Origin of the sequence: Planctomicrobium aquicomposti (assembly GCF_051466325.1) — a bacterium.
In the GTDB taxonomy this organism is placed as follows: domain Bacteria; phylum Planctomycetota; class Planctomycetia; order Planctomycetales; family Planctomycetaceae; genus Planctomicrobium.
The window spans coordinates 756,320-773,404 of sequence record NZ_CP195792.1 but is presented as its reverse complement, the minus strand read 5'-3'; the positions used below and the strand labels follow the sequence as shown (position 1 = coordinate 773,404).

At 60.0% G+C, this 17,085-nt stretch carries 12 protein-coding genes; 5 read left to right on the top strand and 7 right to left on the bottom strand.

What is annotated here, in order from left to right; genetic code table 11:
* Positions 1-178: 178 nt before the first annotated feature.
* The 3 genes from SH664x_RS02925 to SH664x_RS02915 all read right to left on the bottom strand — a co-directional run bounded on the left by SH664x_RS02925 (position 179) and on the right by SH664x_RS02915 (position 3,789).
* On the bottom strand, positions 179-1,111 hold the full coding sequence (locus tag SH664x_RS02925; protein ID WP_437204902.1) for an ABC transporter ATP-binding protein: 933 nt from the start codon (positions 1,109-1,111) through the stop codon (positions 179-181).
* Positions 1,108-3,225: a hypothetical protein gene (locus SH664x_RS02920; RefSeq protein WP_437204900.1), complete on the bottom strand. Its 2,118-nt coding sequence runs from the start codon at positions 3,223-3,225 to the stop codon at positions 1,108-1,110. Before SH664x_RS02920 ends, SH664x_RS02925 begins: the two co-directional genes overlap by 4 nt.
* A gap of 156 nt (positions 3,226-3,381) precedes the next feature.
* Positions 3,382-3,789, bottom strand: a complete 408-nt coding sequence (locus SH664x_RS02915; RefSeq protein ID WP_437204898.1) for a hypothetical protein — start codon at positions 3,787-3,789, stop codon at positions 3,382-3,384.
* 298 nt (positions 3,790-4,087) lie between these two features.
* On the opposite strand from SH664x_RS02915, the gene SH664x_RS02910 reads away from it, so the two are divergent.
* The 4 genes from SH664x_RS02910 to SH664x_RS02895 all read left to right on the top strand — a co-directional run bounded on the left by SH664x_RS02910 (position 4,088) and on the right by SH664x_RS02895 (position 9,800).
* Positions 4,088-5,062, top strand: a complete 975-nt coding sequence (locus SH664x_RS02910; protein WP_437204897.1) for an ABC transporter permease — start codon at positions 4,088-4,090, stop codon at positions 5,060-5,062.
* A gap of 112 nt (positions 5,063-5,174) precedes the next feature.
* On the top strand, positions 5,175-7,100 hold the full coding sequence (locus tag SH664x_RS02905) for an ATP-binding cassette domain-containing protein (RefSeq protein ID WP_437204896.1): 1,926 nt from the start codon (positions 5,175-5,177) through the stop codon (positions 7,098-7,100).
* A gap of 359 nt (positions 7,101-7,459) precedes the next feature.
* Positions 7,460-8,377 carry an alpha/beta hydrolase fold domain-containing protein gene (locus SH664x_RS02900; protein ID WP_437204895.1) on the top strand — a complete coding sequence of 306 codons (918 nt, stop codon included), beginning with the start codon at positions 7,460-7,462 and terminating at the stop codon, positions 8,375-8,377.
* A 220-nt stretch (positions 8,378-8,597) separates the two neighbouring features.
* On the top strand, positions 8,598-9,800 hold the full coding sequence (locus SH664x_RS02895; protein ID WP_437204893.1) for a Gfo/Idh/MocA family protein: 1,203 nt from the start codon (positions 8,598-8,600) through the stop codon (positions 9,798-9,800).
* 30 nt (positions 9,801-9,830) lie between these two features.
* On the opposite strand, the gene SH664x_RS02890 is transcribed toward SH664x_RS02895, so the two are convergent.
* Positions 9,831-10,841, bottom strand: a complete 1,011-nt coding sequence (locus SH664x_RS02890) for a hypothetical protein (protein WP_437204891.1) — start codon at positions 10,839-10,841, stop codon at positions 9,831-9,833.
* A 272-nt stretch (positions 10,842-11,113) separates the two neighbouring features.
* Complete coding sequence (gene mutM, locus SH664x_RS02885) at positions 11,114-11,953, bottom strand: bifunctional DNA-formamidopyrimidine glycosylase/DNA-(apurinic or apyrimidinic site) lyase (protein ID WP_437204889.1); 840 nt, start codon at positions 11,951-11,953, stop codon at positions 11,114-11,116.
* Between the two features lie 452 nt (positions 11,954-12,405).
* Between mutM and SH664x_RS02880 the strand changes: the two genes are divergently transcribed.
* Positions 12,406-14,022, top strand: coding sequence for a DUF1598 domain-containing protein (locus tag SH664x_RS02880; RefSeq protein ID WP_437204887.1), 1,617 nt, complete (start codon positions 12,406-12,408; stop codon positions 14,020-14,022).
* 223 nt (positions 14,023-14,245) lie between these two features.
* Here SH664x_RS02880 and SH664x_RS02875 read toward each other — a convergent pair whose 3' ends face one another.
* Positions 14,246-16,090, bottom strand: coding sequence for a hypothetical protein (locus SH664x_RS02875; RefSeq protein WP_437204885.1), 1,845 nt, complete (start codon positions 16,088-16,090; stop codon positions 14,246-14,248).
* Positions 16,090-17,082: a DUF1559 family PulG-like putative transporter gene (locus SH664x_RS02870; protein WP_437204883.1), complete on the bottom strand. Its 993-nt coding sequence runs from the start codon at positions 17,080-17,082 to the stop codon at positions 16,090-16,092. Before SH664x_RS02870 ends, SH664x_RS02875 begins: the two co-directional genes overlap by 1 nt.
* Positions 17,083-17,085 lie beyond the last annotated feature (3 nt).

Here is a 17,085-nt window from a genome sequence, read left to right as displayed (position 1 = left end):
GGCCGTCACAATAAGCGGCCCGGGTGAAATCGGCCGCTGCGTCAGAGGGGGCAGGAAAATCGCTGTCAAATCCCTCGCAGCTCGCGGGATGCGGGTAGCCGTCAAGCCTGACGGCGATTCGCATTCCAGTCGGGGGGATTCGGGAAAAAGTTCAATTTGCCCACATCAGAAGCCCCCATCAGGCGGTTTTCCCCTCCGTCAGCTTCATGAAGGCGGTTTCCATATCCATCGCTTCCGGCTGGAACATGCGAATCCGGCATCCGAGGCCGAACAGCGCGTCGAGCAGATCTTCCGCCACCGTTTCCTGCGCGTGAATGCGGATGGCCAACCGGTCGGTCTGCCGCTCGATCTCTGCCACTCCCGGCAGCCGCGAGACCTTCTGAAACAGCTCGTCGTTCAGATTCAGAACCTGGACGTGGATCACCTGCAGCAAGCCGAGGCTGCGATAGATTTCATTCAGCGACCCTTCGGTGATCATTTTTCCGGCTTCGATAATGCCGATGCGGGTGCAGAACTGGGCGAGTTCATGCAGAATGTGACTGGAGATGATGATCGTTTTACCCATCTCTTTCAGCGTCTTGAGCAGTTCCCGCATTTCAATGCGGGCCCGGGGATCAAGACCACTGGCAGGCTCATCCAGCAGCAGCAGATCCGGGTCGTGCAGCAGCACGCGGGCCAGCGAAAGTCGTTGCTTCATTCCGCGCGAGAGCGAATCAACCGGTGCGTCGTACTTTTGCGTCAAGTCGGTCAGGGCCAGCACATCGGCCACAACGTTATCCCGGCGACTGGTCGGAATCTCGAACGCTGCAGCGTAGAAGTGCAAATATTCGGCAGCGTTCAGATCTTCATAAGCCCCGAAGAAGTCCGGCATGTAACCGATCATGCGGCGAATCTTCATCGGATTGTCGGGGACATCAATTCCCTTGATGCGCACCAGCCCCCGATCCGGCTTGATCAACGTGGCCAGAACTTTGATGGTGGTCGACTTGCCCGCACCGTTAGGCCCGATGAAGCCGAACACCTCCCCCTGAGGAATCTCAAACGAGACCCCCCGCACGGCCTTGGTTTTTCCGAAGGAGACAAACAGATCGCGGATCTGCACAAAGCTCATAATTCATCAGTTCGTATGAGGCGCCGATAAACGATGCAGTTTCCGTCTTCATCTTCGACAGCATGCAGATACAGCATCTGCCCCGGATCGGTCGCATCCTGCAGAGCAAGGTCTTCGAACGAGCCGGCACAATTCGGTGAAATCTGGGAGACGATGCCAAACAATCCGCGAGTCCGCTCCTGGCTGATCTCAAGCACCTTTTCCAGAATAGAAATCAGGCGGGCATTGCGTTCCTCGACCTCCGGATCGTCCGCTGTGGACTGGCCGAGGGCTTTCACAGCATGAGTGGCGGTGCACAGCAGGGCTGCGGAATTCGGAACCTGATTGCAGATCTCACGCAGCCCTTGTGCGCGTTCCGCTTCGGTCGCGGTCGTGAGTGAATGCAGACGATCCCACGCGATGGGAAGCACAGGCAGCTCTGTGGACTCCCCCATGGTGGTTCGCCGTGAGTTCTGAGCGGACCATTGACGGCACAGCCGCTGCCATTGATAGCTGCGGGGAGACTGGCCCACATACAGGGGCACAACCGCTCCGGTGGTGGAGGGGATGTTTCGGCCAAGATCGTAGTCCTGCCGATCGTCATAGAGCAGGACGAAGGCATTTTTCATCTCATCCGTCATGATCTTCTGCGAGGCTGAGAAGAGCTGCTCACAATGCGTCGCCCGCACACACCGTCCGTCAGCGGCGACATCCGCCAGGACCAGTTCCCGACGGATGTCGGTCGACGTCAGATGAGCCCGGGCCAGCAGAATCGCCAGAAAAGAGAAGGCCAGAGCGACCGACGGAAAGATGACCCAGGTCCAACGGCGCCGCTTCAGCCATCCCAGCAGAAAATAGTCAACAGGACCGATCGCCAGCAGGCAGGCTGAAAGGAGAATGACCACTGTCTTCAAAGGGAGTGCGTCAATCTTTTCCGGAATGAGCCAGCTGTTCACCTGAGCCAGTTCCCGGTTCGGTTCCGGCGCGAGAGGAAACGCAGAAACCGCTGGCATGCCCGTCGGCTGATAAGGGTTATATCCATAAGTTCGATGCTGGCGATAAGCCTCGCGATAGGCCTCCTCCGCCGTGAGACCTGGAAATTTCCAGGTCTTGGTGGTCATGACAGAGTCGATCTGATGATGACGCAGCCGCCAGAGCCTGAGAAAATCGATTTGCCATCGCGAATCACTCAGGTTGACGACCCCAAACGTAACCAAGGCCCGGCCCACTCCCGGCGAGGTCAGCTTCCAGGGAAGAGGCTGCTCGGTCAGCGGAACAATCTTGCCGTCCTTTTCAAACCGGACCAGCGGGGCTTCCGGCCGGGAACCGAGCAGGCGTTTCAGGAACTCCTGCGACGCAGGGGACACGGCTCGCGTGCCGACCGCGCAGACCGCTCCCCCCGCCTCGCACCATTCGGCGATGGCATTGAGCTGCGGCGGTAAGAGCCCTTGCAGGCCGTCGCTGGGAATAATCAACAGGTCGAAAGCGACGAGTTCCAGCGATAGCGACGGCATGCGTGAGGGATCAAACCGCATCACCCGACTGGACAGCTGCGACGAATGCTGCGTGCGATCCGGCATGAATTCGTCGAGCGTCAGTCGTGTGGCCCAGGCCATCCTGTCACTCTGCTCCGTCTCAAAGTCGGCAGAGGAGACCGAGGATCGGTCCGGGATCACGACCCCCAGCGTCAGGATCCGTTTCGAGTCAGTCCAGTACTGGACATTGATCTCATCCGGGATCTCGTAGGTCTGTTTTTCTCCTTCAAAAAAGGCCTTCACGTTGAGGATGCTCGCATCCGACTCCAGCAGGACTTCGGGTGTCATGGCCGAGAGAGTCACTTCGCTGGCCGAGAGCGCCACATCCCGACTGACCCACGTATAGACCTTGGTCTGATCGACATAGAAGTCGAGACGAACCCGTCCTTCCAGCACCTTTTGATCATTCCAGCGGACGAAAACATCCAGTTGCAGGGGGGCTTGGCTGCGTGGTGATTCGTACCGGGGAGAGATGACGATCTGCGGCGTCGACTGTGCCGAGACCGTCGCTGCACAGCAGAGACAGACGATCACGGCGAGCATTCCACCCGCCAGCCGCATTATTGGCTGCAGCAGTAAACGTCGTTTGTGAACCGTCATGAAAACCCTGCAGATGACGGAGTGATGTGGCCCAATCCTGTTGTTCTGACAGCTTTCTACGCATTTGTCCAACGGGGCGTTGGAAACCTTGCTGCTTTCTGTCCGAATACTCGACTCCGCTTCTGCCCTCGCAGCTCATTCCCGGTACGAGGCTCATCACTGCGTCTGGGCCGAAGCGGAGTTCCCTTCCCCACCGCAGACAATTTCCCGGATTTCATCGATGGAGTACGGCCCGTGCGCCTGGCCATCGGCTCCCACGAGCACCAGCTGTCCGTATTTCGACTCCCGGGCATCGGGAAAGCCGTGAGCCGTGCCGCCCCCCTCCAAATGGATCGTCACCGGATGTGTTTCGCTGATTCCTGATAAAGCCGCGTCGCACAGGCCGGGGAACCGGCTCCAGGCCCAGAACCAGAGAGTCTTCTCCGTGGCAGCCTTCCCTCCGATGTTGGGCCACTCGGCTTCCGCCAGAACCAGGTCGCGGCGTTTCGCGGTCAGACACCATGGTTTCAGTTCGTTTTCGATCCAGGCGCGACGGGAGGAAACGAGATCTTCAAAGGTGCTCATCGGTGCATCCGGAAGTGGTGCCGGATTCCCTCCAATCGTCAGAACCGCTGAGCTGGACGGCGACAGTGGATCTGAACGGTTCCGGAACGGGAAACGGGGCTGTCCTCACCACCAAAATCCGTACGATGGCGATGCAGGCTGACTGAAAACGGCATCAGGTGAGACGGCGGCCGTGCCGCGCCTCATTTGATCGTTTTCCGGACAGGCGGTACAGTGAAGAACCCGGCGAACTGCGTCGGCCCATTCAATTTCTGATTCAGCTCTCCATTCAGATTGTCAAGGTCCAGAACAAATGGGAATGCATTCCGTCCTGCTGGCCCAGGCTGCTCCCGAGGTGGTTCGGCTCCCCTATGTGCCGCTGGCAATTGGATATGCCGTGTTCGTGGCGGTGCTGCTGGCGATCTGCTATTTGACCCGCGCCGGGACAATCGCCCGGGCCACCACGAAAGAAGCGATCCGCCAGCCGATCTTCCTGCTGGTCAGCGGCCTCGCGCTGGTGGTCATGCTGGCCAACGTCTGGGTGCCGTTCTTCTCCATGGGGGATGACACCAAGATGTTCATCGACTGCGGCCTGGCGACCATCCTGATCGCGTCGCTGATCCTCAGCGTCTGGACCGCAAGCATGAGCGTGGCCGACGAAATCGAAGGCAAGACCGCCATGACCCTGTTGTCCAAGCCGATCAACCGACGGCAGTTCGTCTGGGGAAAATACGTCGGGATCTTCTCGGCATCGTTCATCCTCATTAGCGTGCTGGGAGCCGCATTCTTTCTGCTGACTTACTACAAGTTCGGCTACGACCAGAAAGAGACCGGCCAGGTCGTCGCTCCCATGTTCTACCTGAAAGCGGTTTCCGGTGTGCCGTTCAAAATCCCGTTCATGGTGGCGGAACGCTTCAACACAGCCCGTCTGGTCTTTCCGGGACTGGCCCTGATTGTCATGGAAGTCGCGGTCATGACCGCGGTCAGCGTGGCGATCTCCACCCGCGTCCCGATGATGGTGAACATCAGCACCTGCTTTGCCGTCTTTGTGATCGGCCACCTGACCCCGGTGCTGGTCGCATCCAATGTGAAAAACGAATTCGTGCAGTTCGTGGCCCGGCTGCTGGCGACGGTGCTGCCCGGGCTGGAGAACTTCAACATGTCGGCCGCCATTTCGACCGGCAAAGTGATTCCACCTGACTATATTGGCCTGGCCGGGCTCTACTGTCTGGCCTATGTGGCGGCGATGATTATGTTGGGCTTTTTCATGTTCGAGGAACGCGATCTGGCCTGATTGTTGCAGAGTGGGATTGGTGCAGGAGGCGACCTTCCGAAACGGATTGTGTGTGCCGGTTGTCCGTACGGGCCGGCACCATTCACACATCCTGTAGCTTCAATAGAGTCCTATGCCAGCGATCATCACTCCCCTGCAGCGGTTGGTGACGCGGAGGTCATGGTCGGACCGGCAAGGCGTGACGCTGATCGGCTGGTCCCTCATCTGGAGCCTGTGCGCTCTCGCACTCCTCGTGCTGGTCACCCTCTTTGTGGACTTTCTCGCAGTCCGCGATGGGACCGCTGAGGAAATCCTGCAGGCGGGGGTCAAGCAGCAACTTATTCCTGCCAGCGATGAAATCGACCGGGGCCTCTGGGTGCAGGCGGCCCGCTTTGGAAGCCGGACACTGTGGAGCTGGCTCCCCCCACTTTGTGCGGCCGTGCCGCTGCTCGGCAAAACGAGCGGGGCCCTGGCTGTCCTGGTTGCCGCCACATTGCTGGTGCTGATCTTGCTTTCGGCGGCGCGGACCCTGTCCCGCGTGACGGCAGCCCGCATGGCGCGCAGCACCGTGACCTGGCTGCGAGGGGCGATTCATCGTCAGACATTGCGGCTCGGACCAAGCGATCTGACCGGCCAGCGTTACCAGTCCGCCCTGAAGCTGTTCATCGACGAAGGGGAAACCGTCCGCCAGGCCCTGTCGGAATGGCGGTGGCGGTTGACGAGAGCCTGGGCCGTTCTGCCGACCCTCGTGATCGCGATTCTTGCCATCGACTGGCGGCTCGGACTGGAGTGTCTGGTGCCGACCGTCGCCTGCTGGCTGATTTACAAATACGAGCGGGCCAACGGTGCCCGCAAACGGGAAATCGCGGAGTCTCACGCTGAGACGGAAGTCCGGTTTCTTTCAGAGTCCCTCAAGCAGACTCGACTCGTCCGTGGCTACAACATGGAAGAGTTCGAGCAATCACTCTTCGCCCGCCATCTGGAACGGATGACGTCCGAATCCCAGCAGGGTCGACGACTGGAACGGGCCTCGCTGTCGACCGCCCGCTTCTTCACGTGGCTCGGATTGCTGCTCGTGCTGATGCTGATGTCGCTGCGCATCCTCTCCGCCACCGATCCGCTGCCCCTCTCCAATATCGTCGCGATGGCGCTCGCGCTCATCTGGGTGGCGATGGAATTGAACTCGCTGGAGAAAGTGCTGTTGTATCGGTCCGAGATCGATCTGAGCGGTGATCGCATCTACCGTTATCTCGACGAGATTCCCGAAGTGGGTCAGGCGGTCGGGGCGAAGTTCATCCAGCCGGTATCAAAGTCAGTCGTCTTCGAAGCCGTCCGCTATACCACGCAGGGCTCCGAGATCCTGCGTGGGATCGATCTGCGAATCGAGGCCAACACACAGATTGCCTTGGTGTCCCTCGATCCGCTGCAGCCCCGGGCTGTCGCCTATCTGCTTCCCCGCTTCATCGAACCGACAAGTGGGCGGGTCCTGTTTGACGGCGAGGATATCGCGTGGGGAACACTGGAATCGATTCGAACCGAAACGGTCTACGTGGGGAGTGACGATCCCGTCCTGTCCGGCACCGTGCTCGACAATCTCCTCTGCGGCGACTCTCGCTATTCTCTTCCCGATGCGATCGAAGCCGCGAAGCTGGTGCACGCTCACAAGTTCATCACCCGACTGCCGCAGGGCTACGACACCGTTCTGGGAGAACATGGAGAACAGCTGAATGTCGGTGAAGCCTTCCGGCTGGGGCTGGCCAGGGCGATTCTACGGAACCCCGCCATCCTGATCATCGACGAGCCGCAGCTGCTGCTCGATGAAGACACCAAGAACCTGATCGACGACACGTATCAGCGGATCGCCCCGAATCGCACGCTCATCTTTCTGCCCGGTCGGCTCTCGACGATTCGACGGTGCGATCAGGTGATCCTGCTGCACGAAGGGCGCGTCGAGGGGATCGGCTCGCACACCGACCTGTCGAAAGCGTCGGCACTGTACCGCCACTGGGATTATGTGACGTTCAACTCGTTCAGCCGCCGGGCGAGACTCTTTCGCTAATTCAAGCCGATGGCGTTTTCACGTTCCCGTCAGGCGCGAGTAAGTCTCGCCTTACTCGCAGCGTTTGTTCCGCGGCAACTGAAGTGTCCCCACTGCGTGTTGAACGCCCGACACTCATTCAGCGACCTCTTCACTGAAACTCCAGTCTTCTGCCAGCAGGTCAATCTGGCGATCTCTGTGCTTGCCCGCTGAGGCCCGAACTCATCACAATCCAGGCGTGACCTCCCGCCGCTGTGCACCTTCCCGGGATTCGCGGCGGAATTCAGGGTGCTCTTCCCTCGGTTTCCGGTCATGTTTGTCCCTCCTGTTCCCCGCCGGGGCCGGCCATCGGTCTCCCCCCTTTGAAAGTGAGTCTCCCCATGACAACCACAGCCCTGCGCTGCAGCCTGATGACGTTGATTTTCGCAGCCAGCCCCGCGTGGCTGCTCTCCGCCGAACCAAAACAATTCCTGAATGTCGAGTATGGGCGGGTGGGGGACAAGGCGCTTCTGCTCGACCTGAAGATCCCCGCTGCGACAACACCTGGGCCATATCCCCTCGTCGTTTGGATTCACGGCGGTGGCTGGAGAGCCGGAACGAAAAAAGGCTACGGCCGCGCAGCCGAACTTGTCGATGCCGGTTATGCGGTTGCCAGCGTGGAATACCGTCTCTCCACCGAAGCGATTTCCCCAGCCCAGATTCATGACTGCAAGGCGGCCATCCGCTGGCTGCGGGCCCATGCTGCCGAATACAACATCAATCCCGATCAGATTGGTGTCTGGGGCAGTTCCGCAGGGGGACATCTGGTGGCCCTCCTCGGAACCAGTGGAGGCGTGGCCGAGTTGGAGGGAACGATTGGAGACCACCTGAATGTCTCCAGTCGGGTGCAGGCGGTCTGCGATCACTGCGGCCCGTCCGACCTCGTGCGGATGGCCACAACCCCCGGGTTTGAACGTCGTCAGGGACCGAACGACAGCATGGCTGTCCTCCTGGGAGGGCCCGTCCTCGAACATCAGGAAGCCGCCCGGCTGATCAGCCCCGTGACTTACATCAACGCCGAAGATCCCCCCTTCCTGATCGTGCATGGCGAGCAGGACGAAGCCGTTCCCGTGGATCAGAGCCGCCATCTGCACGCTCGATTGCAGGAAGGCGGGGTTTCATCTCGCCTCCGGTTGATTCCTGACAAGGGGCATAGCCTCGGCAAACCGAAGGATCCGGTCCTGCTGAATGAGGCCCGTGAATTCTTCGATGAAGTTTTCGGACGCCAGTCCGCTCCGCAGCAGGCACCCACTCCCTGAGTGAAAAAGGCTCCGGCGATCGCCTTTGGAGAACACTCCCTGCTGCGGCAGTCGCGGCGGGCCATGTGATGAATGCACACCGGTCAATTGAGCCGTCCCCGGAGCCTTCAGGGTCAACGGAGACGACATCACGCAGAAAGTTGCACCGCCGGATTGCATCCAGACCGATCGATGCGAGAAACTGCTGACACCTCAGTGCTTCTCTTCAATAGGTTTTGGCATGGCACCTCTGAATCGGCGTGACTGGATGCAAACGGTGGTCGCAGCAGCGGCAGTTCTCTCGGCAGGGGCGACCACGCGGGGAGCTGTGTCGTCGGAGAAGCTGCGTGTCGCGGTGATCGGCGGCCGAGGAAATTACGGCCATGGCCTCGACAAGGTCTGGCTCGAAATTCCTCAGGCTGAAATCGTTGCCCTCGCCGACGACAACGCCGAGGCGCTCGCCAAAGCCGCCGGGCGGCTGCAGGTCCAGCAGACCTTTTCCGACTATCGCAAAATGCTGGACACGGTGAAGCCGGATGTGGTCAGCATCTGTCCCCGCTGGGTGGACCTGCACTTCGACATGGGCATGGCCTGTGCGGAACGGGGGATCCACATGTATCTGGAGAAGCCCTTCGTTCCGACGCTCGCGGAGGCCGATCAGCTGATCGCAGCCTGCCGCAAGACGAATGCCAAGCTGGCCATCGCCTGCCAGACCCGCTACGGCTCCCGCGTCGATGCTGCCCGACAGCTGATTCAGGAAGGCCGGATCGGACAGGTACTGGAGTATCGTGCTCGCGGAAAAGAAGATCATCGTGGGGGAGCCGAAGATCTGTGGGTGTTGGGGACCCACGTCTTCGACCTGATCGAGTTCTTCGGAGGTTGCCCCCAATGGTGCTTCGGAACCCTGCTGGAGAAGGGACGCCCCGTGCTTCCGCAGGATATCCGAGACGGTGCAGAAGGGCTCGGCCCCTTGGCCGGCGATCAGGTGCAGGCGATGTACGGCATGCCGGACAACTCGACCGCCTACTTCGCCAGCCGACGAGGAAACAACACCAAAGGAGAACGCTTCGGTCTGCAGATCTTCGGCACGGAAGGGATCGTTGAGATCATGTCGGGGTTCCAGTCGAGTGTGCAGATCCTCGCGGATCGCAACTGGTCTCCGGGTCGATCGGGAAAAACGTGGGAAGTGGTCGAGGAAGCCGAGCTTACCGACATCGATCCCGCTCTGGCCGCCAGCCTGAAAAATGGAAACGTGGTGGCGGTCCTCGATCTGCTGGCTGCCATTCGGGAAGATCGCGATCCCCGCTGCGGCCCTGATGATGGCAGAGCCACATTGGAAATGATCCACGGCGTCTTCGAGTCACATCGGCTGCAGCGGCCGGTGACACTTCCGCTGGAAAACCGTCGGCACGCCCTCAGCCTGCTGGCTGCGTCGAAACGTTGATCGCTTCGCCCCTGTCGCAGCGCGGGAACCTCACTTCCGCTTGTTCCCGCTCGTGATGAAACGGACGGCATTCGGTTCCGGCTGGCAGTGTTCTGCTTTCGTGGAGGGTTGATAGACGTAGACCGTTTTGACCGGCTTCCCGGCGTAGTTGACGTCGACCGTATTCCGCTGAAATTCATTGTTCCATGAGGGGCACTCGGATTCCTCTTTGGTGCAGGCCTTGTCGACGAGCTTGTCGCAGAACCAGTCCGAACAGGCTGCCTGGATTCCACTCCGGATGAAAACGTTCTCATTGATCTGATTGCGATTCGAACCGTCACGCAGCCGGATCGGATCTCCGCACACCTTTTCAAAATGGTTCCGCAGGATCCTGTTGTCCGAAGAGTGATGCGCCACATAAATCGCATGCAGCAGGCCTTTAGAGACCGTACTGTCGATGTTGATGAACTCGCAGTCGACGACTTCGTTTTCTTTCGAGTTCACAAAGCGAATGCAGGCCGTTGATTTCTCTCCGATGTTCTCAAAGCGACAGCCGGCAACACGATTCGCCCGGTTGCAATGCTCCACGTCATCGCGCGTTCCGTTGAATGAAAGCGCGGTCTTGTAGTTCCGGATCAGCAGATTTTGAAAATGGAGATTCGTCCGCTGACCGGCTGAATGCCGCAGCGTAAACCACGATTTGGTGCCGTCCTCACCATCAAAGATCGGCCGCTCCTGTCCCTCGTCGGCGGGACGGAAGGTAATCGTGTGATCCGGCATGGTCAGCTTCCAATAGGTCACCTGCTGACGATACACACCCGGCCCGATCAGGACCTCCACCGGCTTCTCCCTTTTCTTCAATTGCGTGCGCGCCACTTGTTCGGCTCGGGCCAGCGTGAGCACCGGAGTCGCGGCCGAGAGACCATCATGGGTGTCGACGCCGTCGGCTGCGAGATAGATCCGCAGCGGGGCCTCCTCGGCGGCCTGGACTGACAACTGCAGGCTGCAGAGAGCGACACACATCCAGAGAAGACAAGACACAGGGCGCAGCGTAGACAACATGAAATCTTCCAGGGTGGGGTTCGGGCAGGAGACGTTGAGGAGGGAAGGCAGCTGATTGCGGAGGCAGTCGAACACCGCTGCGAACTCGGCCAGGCGGCGTCGCGGCTCACAGCAGTCAGTTGCACAGGCGGCACGTGGAACTCGACTCTGCCGCGGGGGCAGAGTGAGTGATCAGTCGTGCGACAGCCGATCAATTTAACACGGCAGACGAGATGATTTCCACCTCTCTGTCCGCAGGGGGAGGGCAGAAAACCAGAGAACCCTCTTCAGCATTATTTCTGGCAGCGCGGGCAGAAGAACGTCGACCGCTGAGCCTGCACGATTCTCAGGACCTTTCCCTTCTGACATGTCGGACAGGCCTCATCTGCCCTGTCATAGACACGGTGGGCGTTCTGATAACTTCCCGCCTTGTTCAAAGCATTTCGATAGGTACCATCGCCGAGCGTGGAGCCTTCATAACGAATGGCGGTCTGCAGGATTTCCTGTGTGGCGATCTGCAGCCGCTCACGACGTTTGCTGCTCAAGGCGTTGGCGGCGGTCTCGGGATGAATCCCCGCCAGATGCAGGATCTCACTGGCGTAGAGATTTCCGATCCCCGCGATCAGCTTCTGATCCAGCAGCGCCACCTTGATCGGACGAGCAGTCTTCGCCAGACGTTCGCGCCACAACTCACTCGTGAACAACAGCGCGTCCGGACCGAGTCGAGAGTCCCCCAGAACCTGCTCCCGCTGATCGGCACTCAACAGGCGAATCGTCCCCAGCCCACGACGATCCCAGAACCAGACCGATTGCTTCCGACGATTGCGGGACACGGTCCAGCAGCAGCGCAGGTGCTCTTGATCGGGGGGCGAGTCGATGAGCATCAGCCCGGTCATGCGAGGTTCAATGACAAAGCTGTCCCCCTGCTCGAGATGGATCAGCACCCGCTTGGCGCGACGCTCCACCGATTCGATTCTCTGACCGATGCTCCGCTGGCGGATTTCCGGAAACTGCGGTTCCAGCAGAATCGGTTTGCACTGGCAGTCACACGCGGCCACATCGATCAGCCGGGCTCCCTCCAGGAGCGGGCGGATCCCACGGACCATGGTTTCGACTTCGGGAAGCTCCGGCATCTCAGAAAACTCAATCCAAAAGGGGCGATGACAACGAGAGCATTCCGACTTCTGATTGCCCGTCGCCGCCACGGGGCTGTCAGCATTTCAACCGACGAAACATTTGCTGCGCGGGCTCCGGAATGAGCAACCTGCTCCGGCGCGCGGAGCATTCGGCGCATTCCTCACAACCGGAGTGCCTGCCACGTCAATCACGTCCCATTCGATCGGGATGAGTGTCAGAAGCAGTCCTCCAGCGCGAAAACATTGTATCGACTGTTCCCATTCTTTCGAAGAGGGGTGACCAGCGTCGGAACTCCGGAAGTCATTTCGCTGAATGTTCTTGACGCTGCACTTGTGGAGGACGATTCTAAGAGTCGTGAAAATCTGAAGTCATCCGGCTCCTTCTGCGCTGCCGCAGGGGACCGGCTTCCCGTTGGATTCTTTTGCGGACAAGGTGGAGCGACATCGCCATGAATTCAAATTCCTTCGCCTGGAGACAGCGTTTCAGCCAGTACCGACCATTGCTGTCACGCTTGGTCTGTGGAGCGGCTCTGGCAGCTGCCAGCGTGGCTCAGGCTCAGGATGTGGAAGTTCCCGCACAGGCACCGGCGATGGACCAGATTGCCAGCTTGCTTCCTAACCGGGCTGCCCGCGTGAATGGTGCCCGCGATCAGGTTCTCAACGGCGGCTCCGGCGCCAACTTCGGACCGCTGATGCAGTTGATTCAGCGCGAAACCGAAGGGCCGTGGTTCGATGAGGATGGGTCCGGCGGAACCATGTCTCCCTTTGCGAGCGGGATCAGCGTTGATCCGCGGGGCGTTCTCGCCCGGGATGCAGTCTCCGACAACACCGGCCGTCTGTCGAATCTGGCCAGCAACGCTCGGGTCGCTCTGCTGAACGAAGAAATGTCACGGGCTTCCGAGCTGCGGCTGGTTTCACTGACCCGCCTGGAAAAAGAAATCGCCCGCCGCGTGGAAGCCGGCCAGCCGGTCGTGGAATCGATGCGGCAGCTGGCCGGGCTGTCACAGATCCAATACGTGTTCGTGTATCCCGAAGAAGGTGAAATCGTCATCGGCGGACCGGCAGAAGGCTGGAAATACAACGGACAGGGTGTGGCGATCGGTGCCACCTCCGGCCAGCCGACGCTGCAGCTCGACGATCTCGTGACCGTGCTGCGGACATTCGGTCCGGGCGGAATGGGAATTCTCGGCTGCTCAATCGATCCCCGTCCGGAGAACATCAAAGCCGTCAAGGAATTCGCAGCCGCGTCGCAACAGAAGGGGGACCTCACCCCCGCTGGAGTGCGGAACTGGGCGACGCAGATCGGCAAGCTGCTGGGAGCTCAGGACGTCACGGTCTTCGGTGTCCCGTCGACGAGCCGCGTGGCCCGCGTGATGGTCGATGCCGATTACAAAATGAAGCTGATCGGCGTCGGCAAGCTCGAAGGGGGCTCCAACATCCCTGATTACTTCGAACTCGTCGCCAAGCAGCCCGCAACCGCTTCGAGCAAGCTCGACGCACTGCGGTGGTGGCTCACAATGCAGTATGAAGCGGTGATGCACTCACCCGATCAGAACGCCTACCAGATCCGCGGTTCCGCCGTCCTCTGCAAGTCCGAGAACCAGTTCCTGACCGACAAGGGAGAACGGGTCAACACCGGCACGGCCGAACCTGTAAACGAACAGTTCGCCGCCAACTTTACAAAGCATTACGCCGAGCTGGCAGCCAAAGATCCGGTGTTTGCCGAGCTGCAGGGAATTTTTGACCTGGCACTGGTCGCGGCCCTGATTCAGCGCGATGGACTCGATCAGAAGGCCAACTGGGACCGGGGCGTCTTTGATCTCAACGGCGGCTACGAAACCCAGTTCTATCCGGCCCCCAAAGAAACGCAGTCCGTAGTGAACCACAAAGTCTTCAACGGCAAAGACGTGGTTCTGCAGGTGGCCGGGGGAGTCCGTGCGGATCTCGCAGCCGTGGTGAATGATCGCCAACTGCAGCAGGAATCGCCGCGCCTGTCCACCGTCGCCAAGTCGGCCGAAGTCCGTTCCGACCTGCCGGCAGGCCGCTGGTGGTGGGACGCGAAGTAAGCAGGCTGTCCGGTTTTCGGACGCAGTGATCGCTAATGAACTTTCCCGACACGCGGGTGTGCTCCACGATGAGCCCCCGCGTGTTGGCGTTGAGAGAGGCCATCCCAACCAGCGGTGCACGGGGACTGCCCCAGTGTGTTCACAGAAGCCGGCCGCCGTTCTTTGCTGCGCGGCGCTGGACTGTCAACGTTCGAACCATACGCTGGGCGAGATCCGGAACGAGCTACGGACCGGTGACATTCAAATCATAGACAAACAACACCGTCCCCGCCTGATCCGGAAAGCCGTCCGAGGCTGCTTTGAAGTTGTCGGGAAGAAAGGTCTGCACCGCCAGTCGAAGCGTGCTGGAAGGCAACGCCAGCTTGCGAAGATCAATCATGTCCGTCAGTCCGAACGAGTTCCCCAGCAGCGGAATGAACATCTCTCCGTAGCCTTCGGCACCAGGGACTTTGGCTGCCAGCTTGTTCCAGGCACTCAACTCTGTCAGTCGGAATCCCCGCTGCATGTCAGTGCGGGTTTCGTCTTCCAGAAGAGATGCGAGGCCGAAATTGACTTTCTTCGCCGGCAGCTGCAGGCTGTCGTCCTTCAGTTCCAGCGGATAGACCCGGCCCGAAAAGACCGCGGCAGCTCGAATGACCGGTGTGGAAAAGCAGTCGCTGACAGAAATCAGCAGCGTCTGTAACTTTCCTTCTTCCGTGCGAAACTCCACCACCGAAGGCTGAGCTGCTTCGCCGCCGATCTGGGCCTGGTGCAGGATCGACTGATAGCTCCCCGTCGGGAGCCTGAGATCGACCCGGCTGGTTCGACCACCGTAAAAGCAGACCTCTGCCACTTCGTTTACTTCGATGATTCCATAACAGTGTCCGCTCCCCGGATCAGAGTAGGAGTTCCACCCGGCGTGCGCCACACCGATCTGTGACCACTGCGTCAGTTTCCAGCTGGAAGGCTCGATCCGGTGCGCGAGTGTGGCAGTGCGAATCCGGTTGCGGGTCGACGACCCGAGTCGCCCCAGCAATCCGAAGACTGTCGTGAAGAGAATCGCCGATCCGAAGAAGAAGGCATAAAAGATCGAGAGTCGCTGGTTCTTTCCGAGTCGCCAGCAGAACGGATAGAGGACGAGCAGGTAGCAGAAAATCACCACGTAGATCAGAGGCCAGGGACGATGAAACGTGACCAGCGGCATGAGCTGGCGAAACAGCTGTCCGTTCTGCGACCAGGTCACCAGCGGTGACGGACCCGACATCTGGCTGGGCTCCGGGAACCGGTTGGCGGGGATCCCTTCCGGCTTCTCCTCCTTGAAGAGACGACTGCGGGCGAAGGGGAGATCGACTTCCCGAGTCGTGCGATCGATGCGAATCACCTGCCCCTGCCCGACCGGGAACTGGTCTTCCCGCGAATTCAACACTGCCAAATTCGCCGGAAAGGTGGGATATCGACCGGTGGAATCTTTCAGCAGGTAGACAGTTCCTCCCTGCTGCAACCACGTGGTGAAGGCATTCACTCTCCCCCCGTGCCAGTGCGGCGGCTGGTCGATGATCACCCCTCTCAGCGCATCGGTGGCCGTGGCGAAGTTGGGAAACTGCTCCGCCGGCATCCGTCGCAGCGGGCTGTTCACCGCGGTCGTGGCACCGTCATTCACCAGGAGTACCGTTGGTCGCGATCCGGATTGCACGACAGGCAGTTCTGTCTGCTGCAGCGGCCCCGGCCCCCAGCGCACTGACCAGGGGGCTCCGGCGTAATCGAGGTAGGGGACAAACTGTACCCAGCGGGTTTCGTTTCCCTGCAGCGCCACCTCTTCGATCCATCGCGGCGTGACCCTGTTCGACCTCCCTATTCCCTGCCAGAGTTCAAGTTCTCCCGACCACGGTGTGGAAGACGTATTCTGCAGCTCGATCGTGACGGGCAGAAAACAACGTTCCTGAATCGTCCCGTCAAACCCCCACCGCACGCTGCCGACCACAATCTGATCGGGTCCGCCGCAGCAGACCGAGCAGATCAAGCCTGCCAGTCCTCCGAGACTCTGAAGGAGAATGCGCCGGCACGACAGCCACGCTCGAATCTGCGGCATCAGAAGTTCCCCACAACCTGACCATCAGCCCGGTTGGCGAGGTTCTGGAGAATTTGGGAATCAACCGACAGCGAGATCTTACGGACCGCTCCGTCGGCCAGGCAGAAGTTCAGGCTATCGAGGTGCTTGCTGGTGAAACCGCCGACGACGAGATTGGGCGGAGCGACTCCTTCTACTGCACCGGTCGGATCGTCCGGGTCCACTTGGGGCACATCCTGGAAAACGCCATAGCCTGAATCATCGGCTTGCTCTTCCTCGCCGTCGTAGTAGTCACGCTGATAGAGCAGCAACTCATCTCTGTACCGCACATCTTCCAATTCATTGAGACGGGAAACATTCCGCAGGGTGGAGCGGGTTCCTTGGATGTACGGGAGGCCCGATTCCACCTCTCCCAGCAGAATCGTCGACTGGCGGCCATCCGGGATGTCGCGATACCGAATCCGACTGTTTCGAAAGAAACAACCAGTGTTGTCCTGATCGATCGGGACCTCACGGTCGCTGTAGCAGGCAGCATAGGTGTGCCCCTGCGGCCCGAACGCCGATGACGGGCACTGGTACGTGACCGGCGTTCCCAGCCCGGCGAGCCGAAGATTGGACTTGGCATTGGCCCCCAAGGTGAAATCAAACTGGTTGTACAGATTCGCCTGCCCGACATAGGGGAGAATTTGCACGGTCCAGCTCATGATGTAGCCCGGATCACGCTCCGCGATCGGTCCCGTCGCATTCACCGATCCCGGGGGAAAGGTCCCGTGCGCGTTGTGGTAATTGTGCAGCGCCAACCCCAGCTGCATCAGGTTGTGTGTGCATTGCATCATGCGCGCCTGCTCCCGCGCCTGCTGAATTGCGGGGAGGAGCAGAGACATCAAGAACGCGATGATGGAGATCACCACCAGCAGCTCAATCAACGTGAAGGCTGGCCGGGCGCCGACTCGCCCTGTCGCACATTCGGGCTGGGATTCGACACGTTGTTTGCAAGCACGAAATCCGCACATGGA

Coding starts and splice junctions, on each gene's coding strand:
- SH664x_RS02920 (WP_437204900.1), bottom strand. CDS start 3,225: ATGACGGTTCACAAACGACGTTTACTGCTGCAGCCAATAATGCGGCTG.
- SH664x_RS02910 (WP_437204897.1), top strand. CDS start 4,088: ATGCATTCCGTCCTGCTGGCCCAGGCTGCTCCCGAGGTGGTTCGGCTC.
- SH664x_RS02880 (WP_437204887.1), top strand. CDS start 12,406: ATGAATTCAAATTCCTTCGCCTGGAGACAGCGTTTCAGCCAGTACCGA.
- SH664x_RS02870 (WP_437204883.1), bottom strand. CDS start 17,082: ATGTGCGGATTTCGTGCTTGCAAACAACGTGTCGAATCCCAGCCCGAA.
- mutM (WP_437204889.1), bottom strand. CDS start 11,953: ATGCCGGAGCTTCCCGAAGTCGAAACCATGGTCCGTGGGATCCGCCCG.
- SH664x_RS02905 (WP_437204896.1), top strand. CDS start 5,175: ATGCCAGCGATCATCACTCCCCTGCAGCGGTTGGTGACGCGGAGGTCA.
- SH664x_RS02895 (WP_437204893.1), top strand. CDS start 8,598: ATGGCACCTCTGAATCGGCGTGACTGGATGCAAACGGTGGTCGCAGCA.
- SH664x_RS02925 (WP_437204902.1), bottom strand. CDS start 1,111: ATGAGCTTTGTGCAGATCCGCGATCTGTTTGTCTCCTTCGGAAAAACC.
- SH664x_RS02900 (WP_437204895.1), top strand. CDS start 7,460: ATGACAACCACAGCCCTGCGCTGCAGCCTGATGACGTTGATTTTCGCA.
- SH664x_RS02915 (WP_437204898.1), bottom strand. CDS start 3,789: ATGAGCACCTTTGAAGATCTCGTTTCCTCCCGTCGCGCCTGGATCGAA.
- SH664x_RS02890 (WP_437204891.1), bottom strand. CDS start 10,841: ATGTTGTCTACGCTGCGCCCTGTGTCTTGTCTTCTCTGGATGTGTGTC.
- SH664x_RS02875 (WP_437204885.1), bottom strand. CDS start 16,090: ATGCCGCAGATTCGAGCGTGGCTGTCGTGCCGGCGCATTCTCCTTCAG.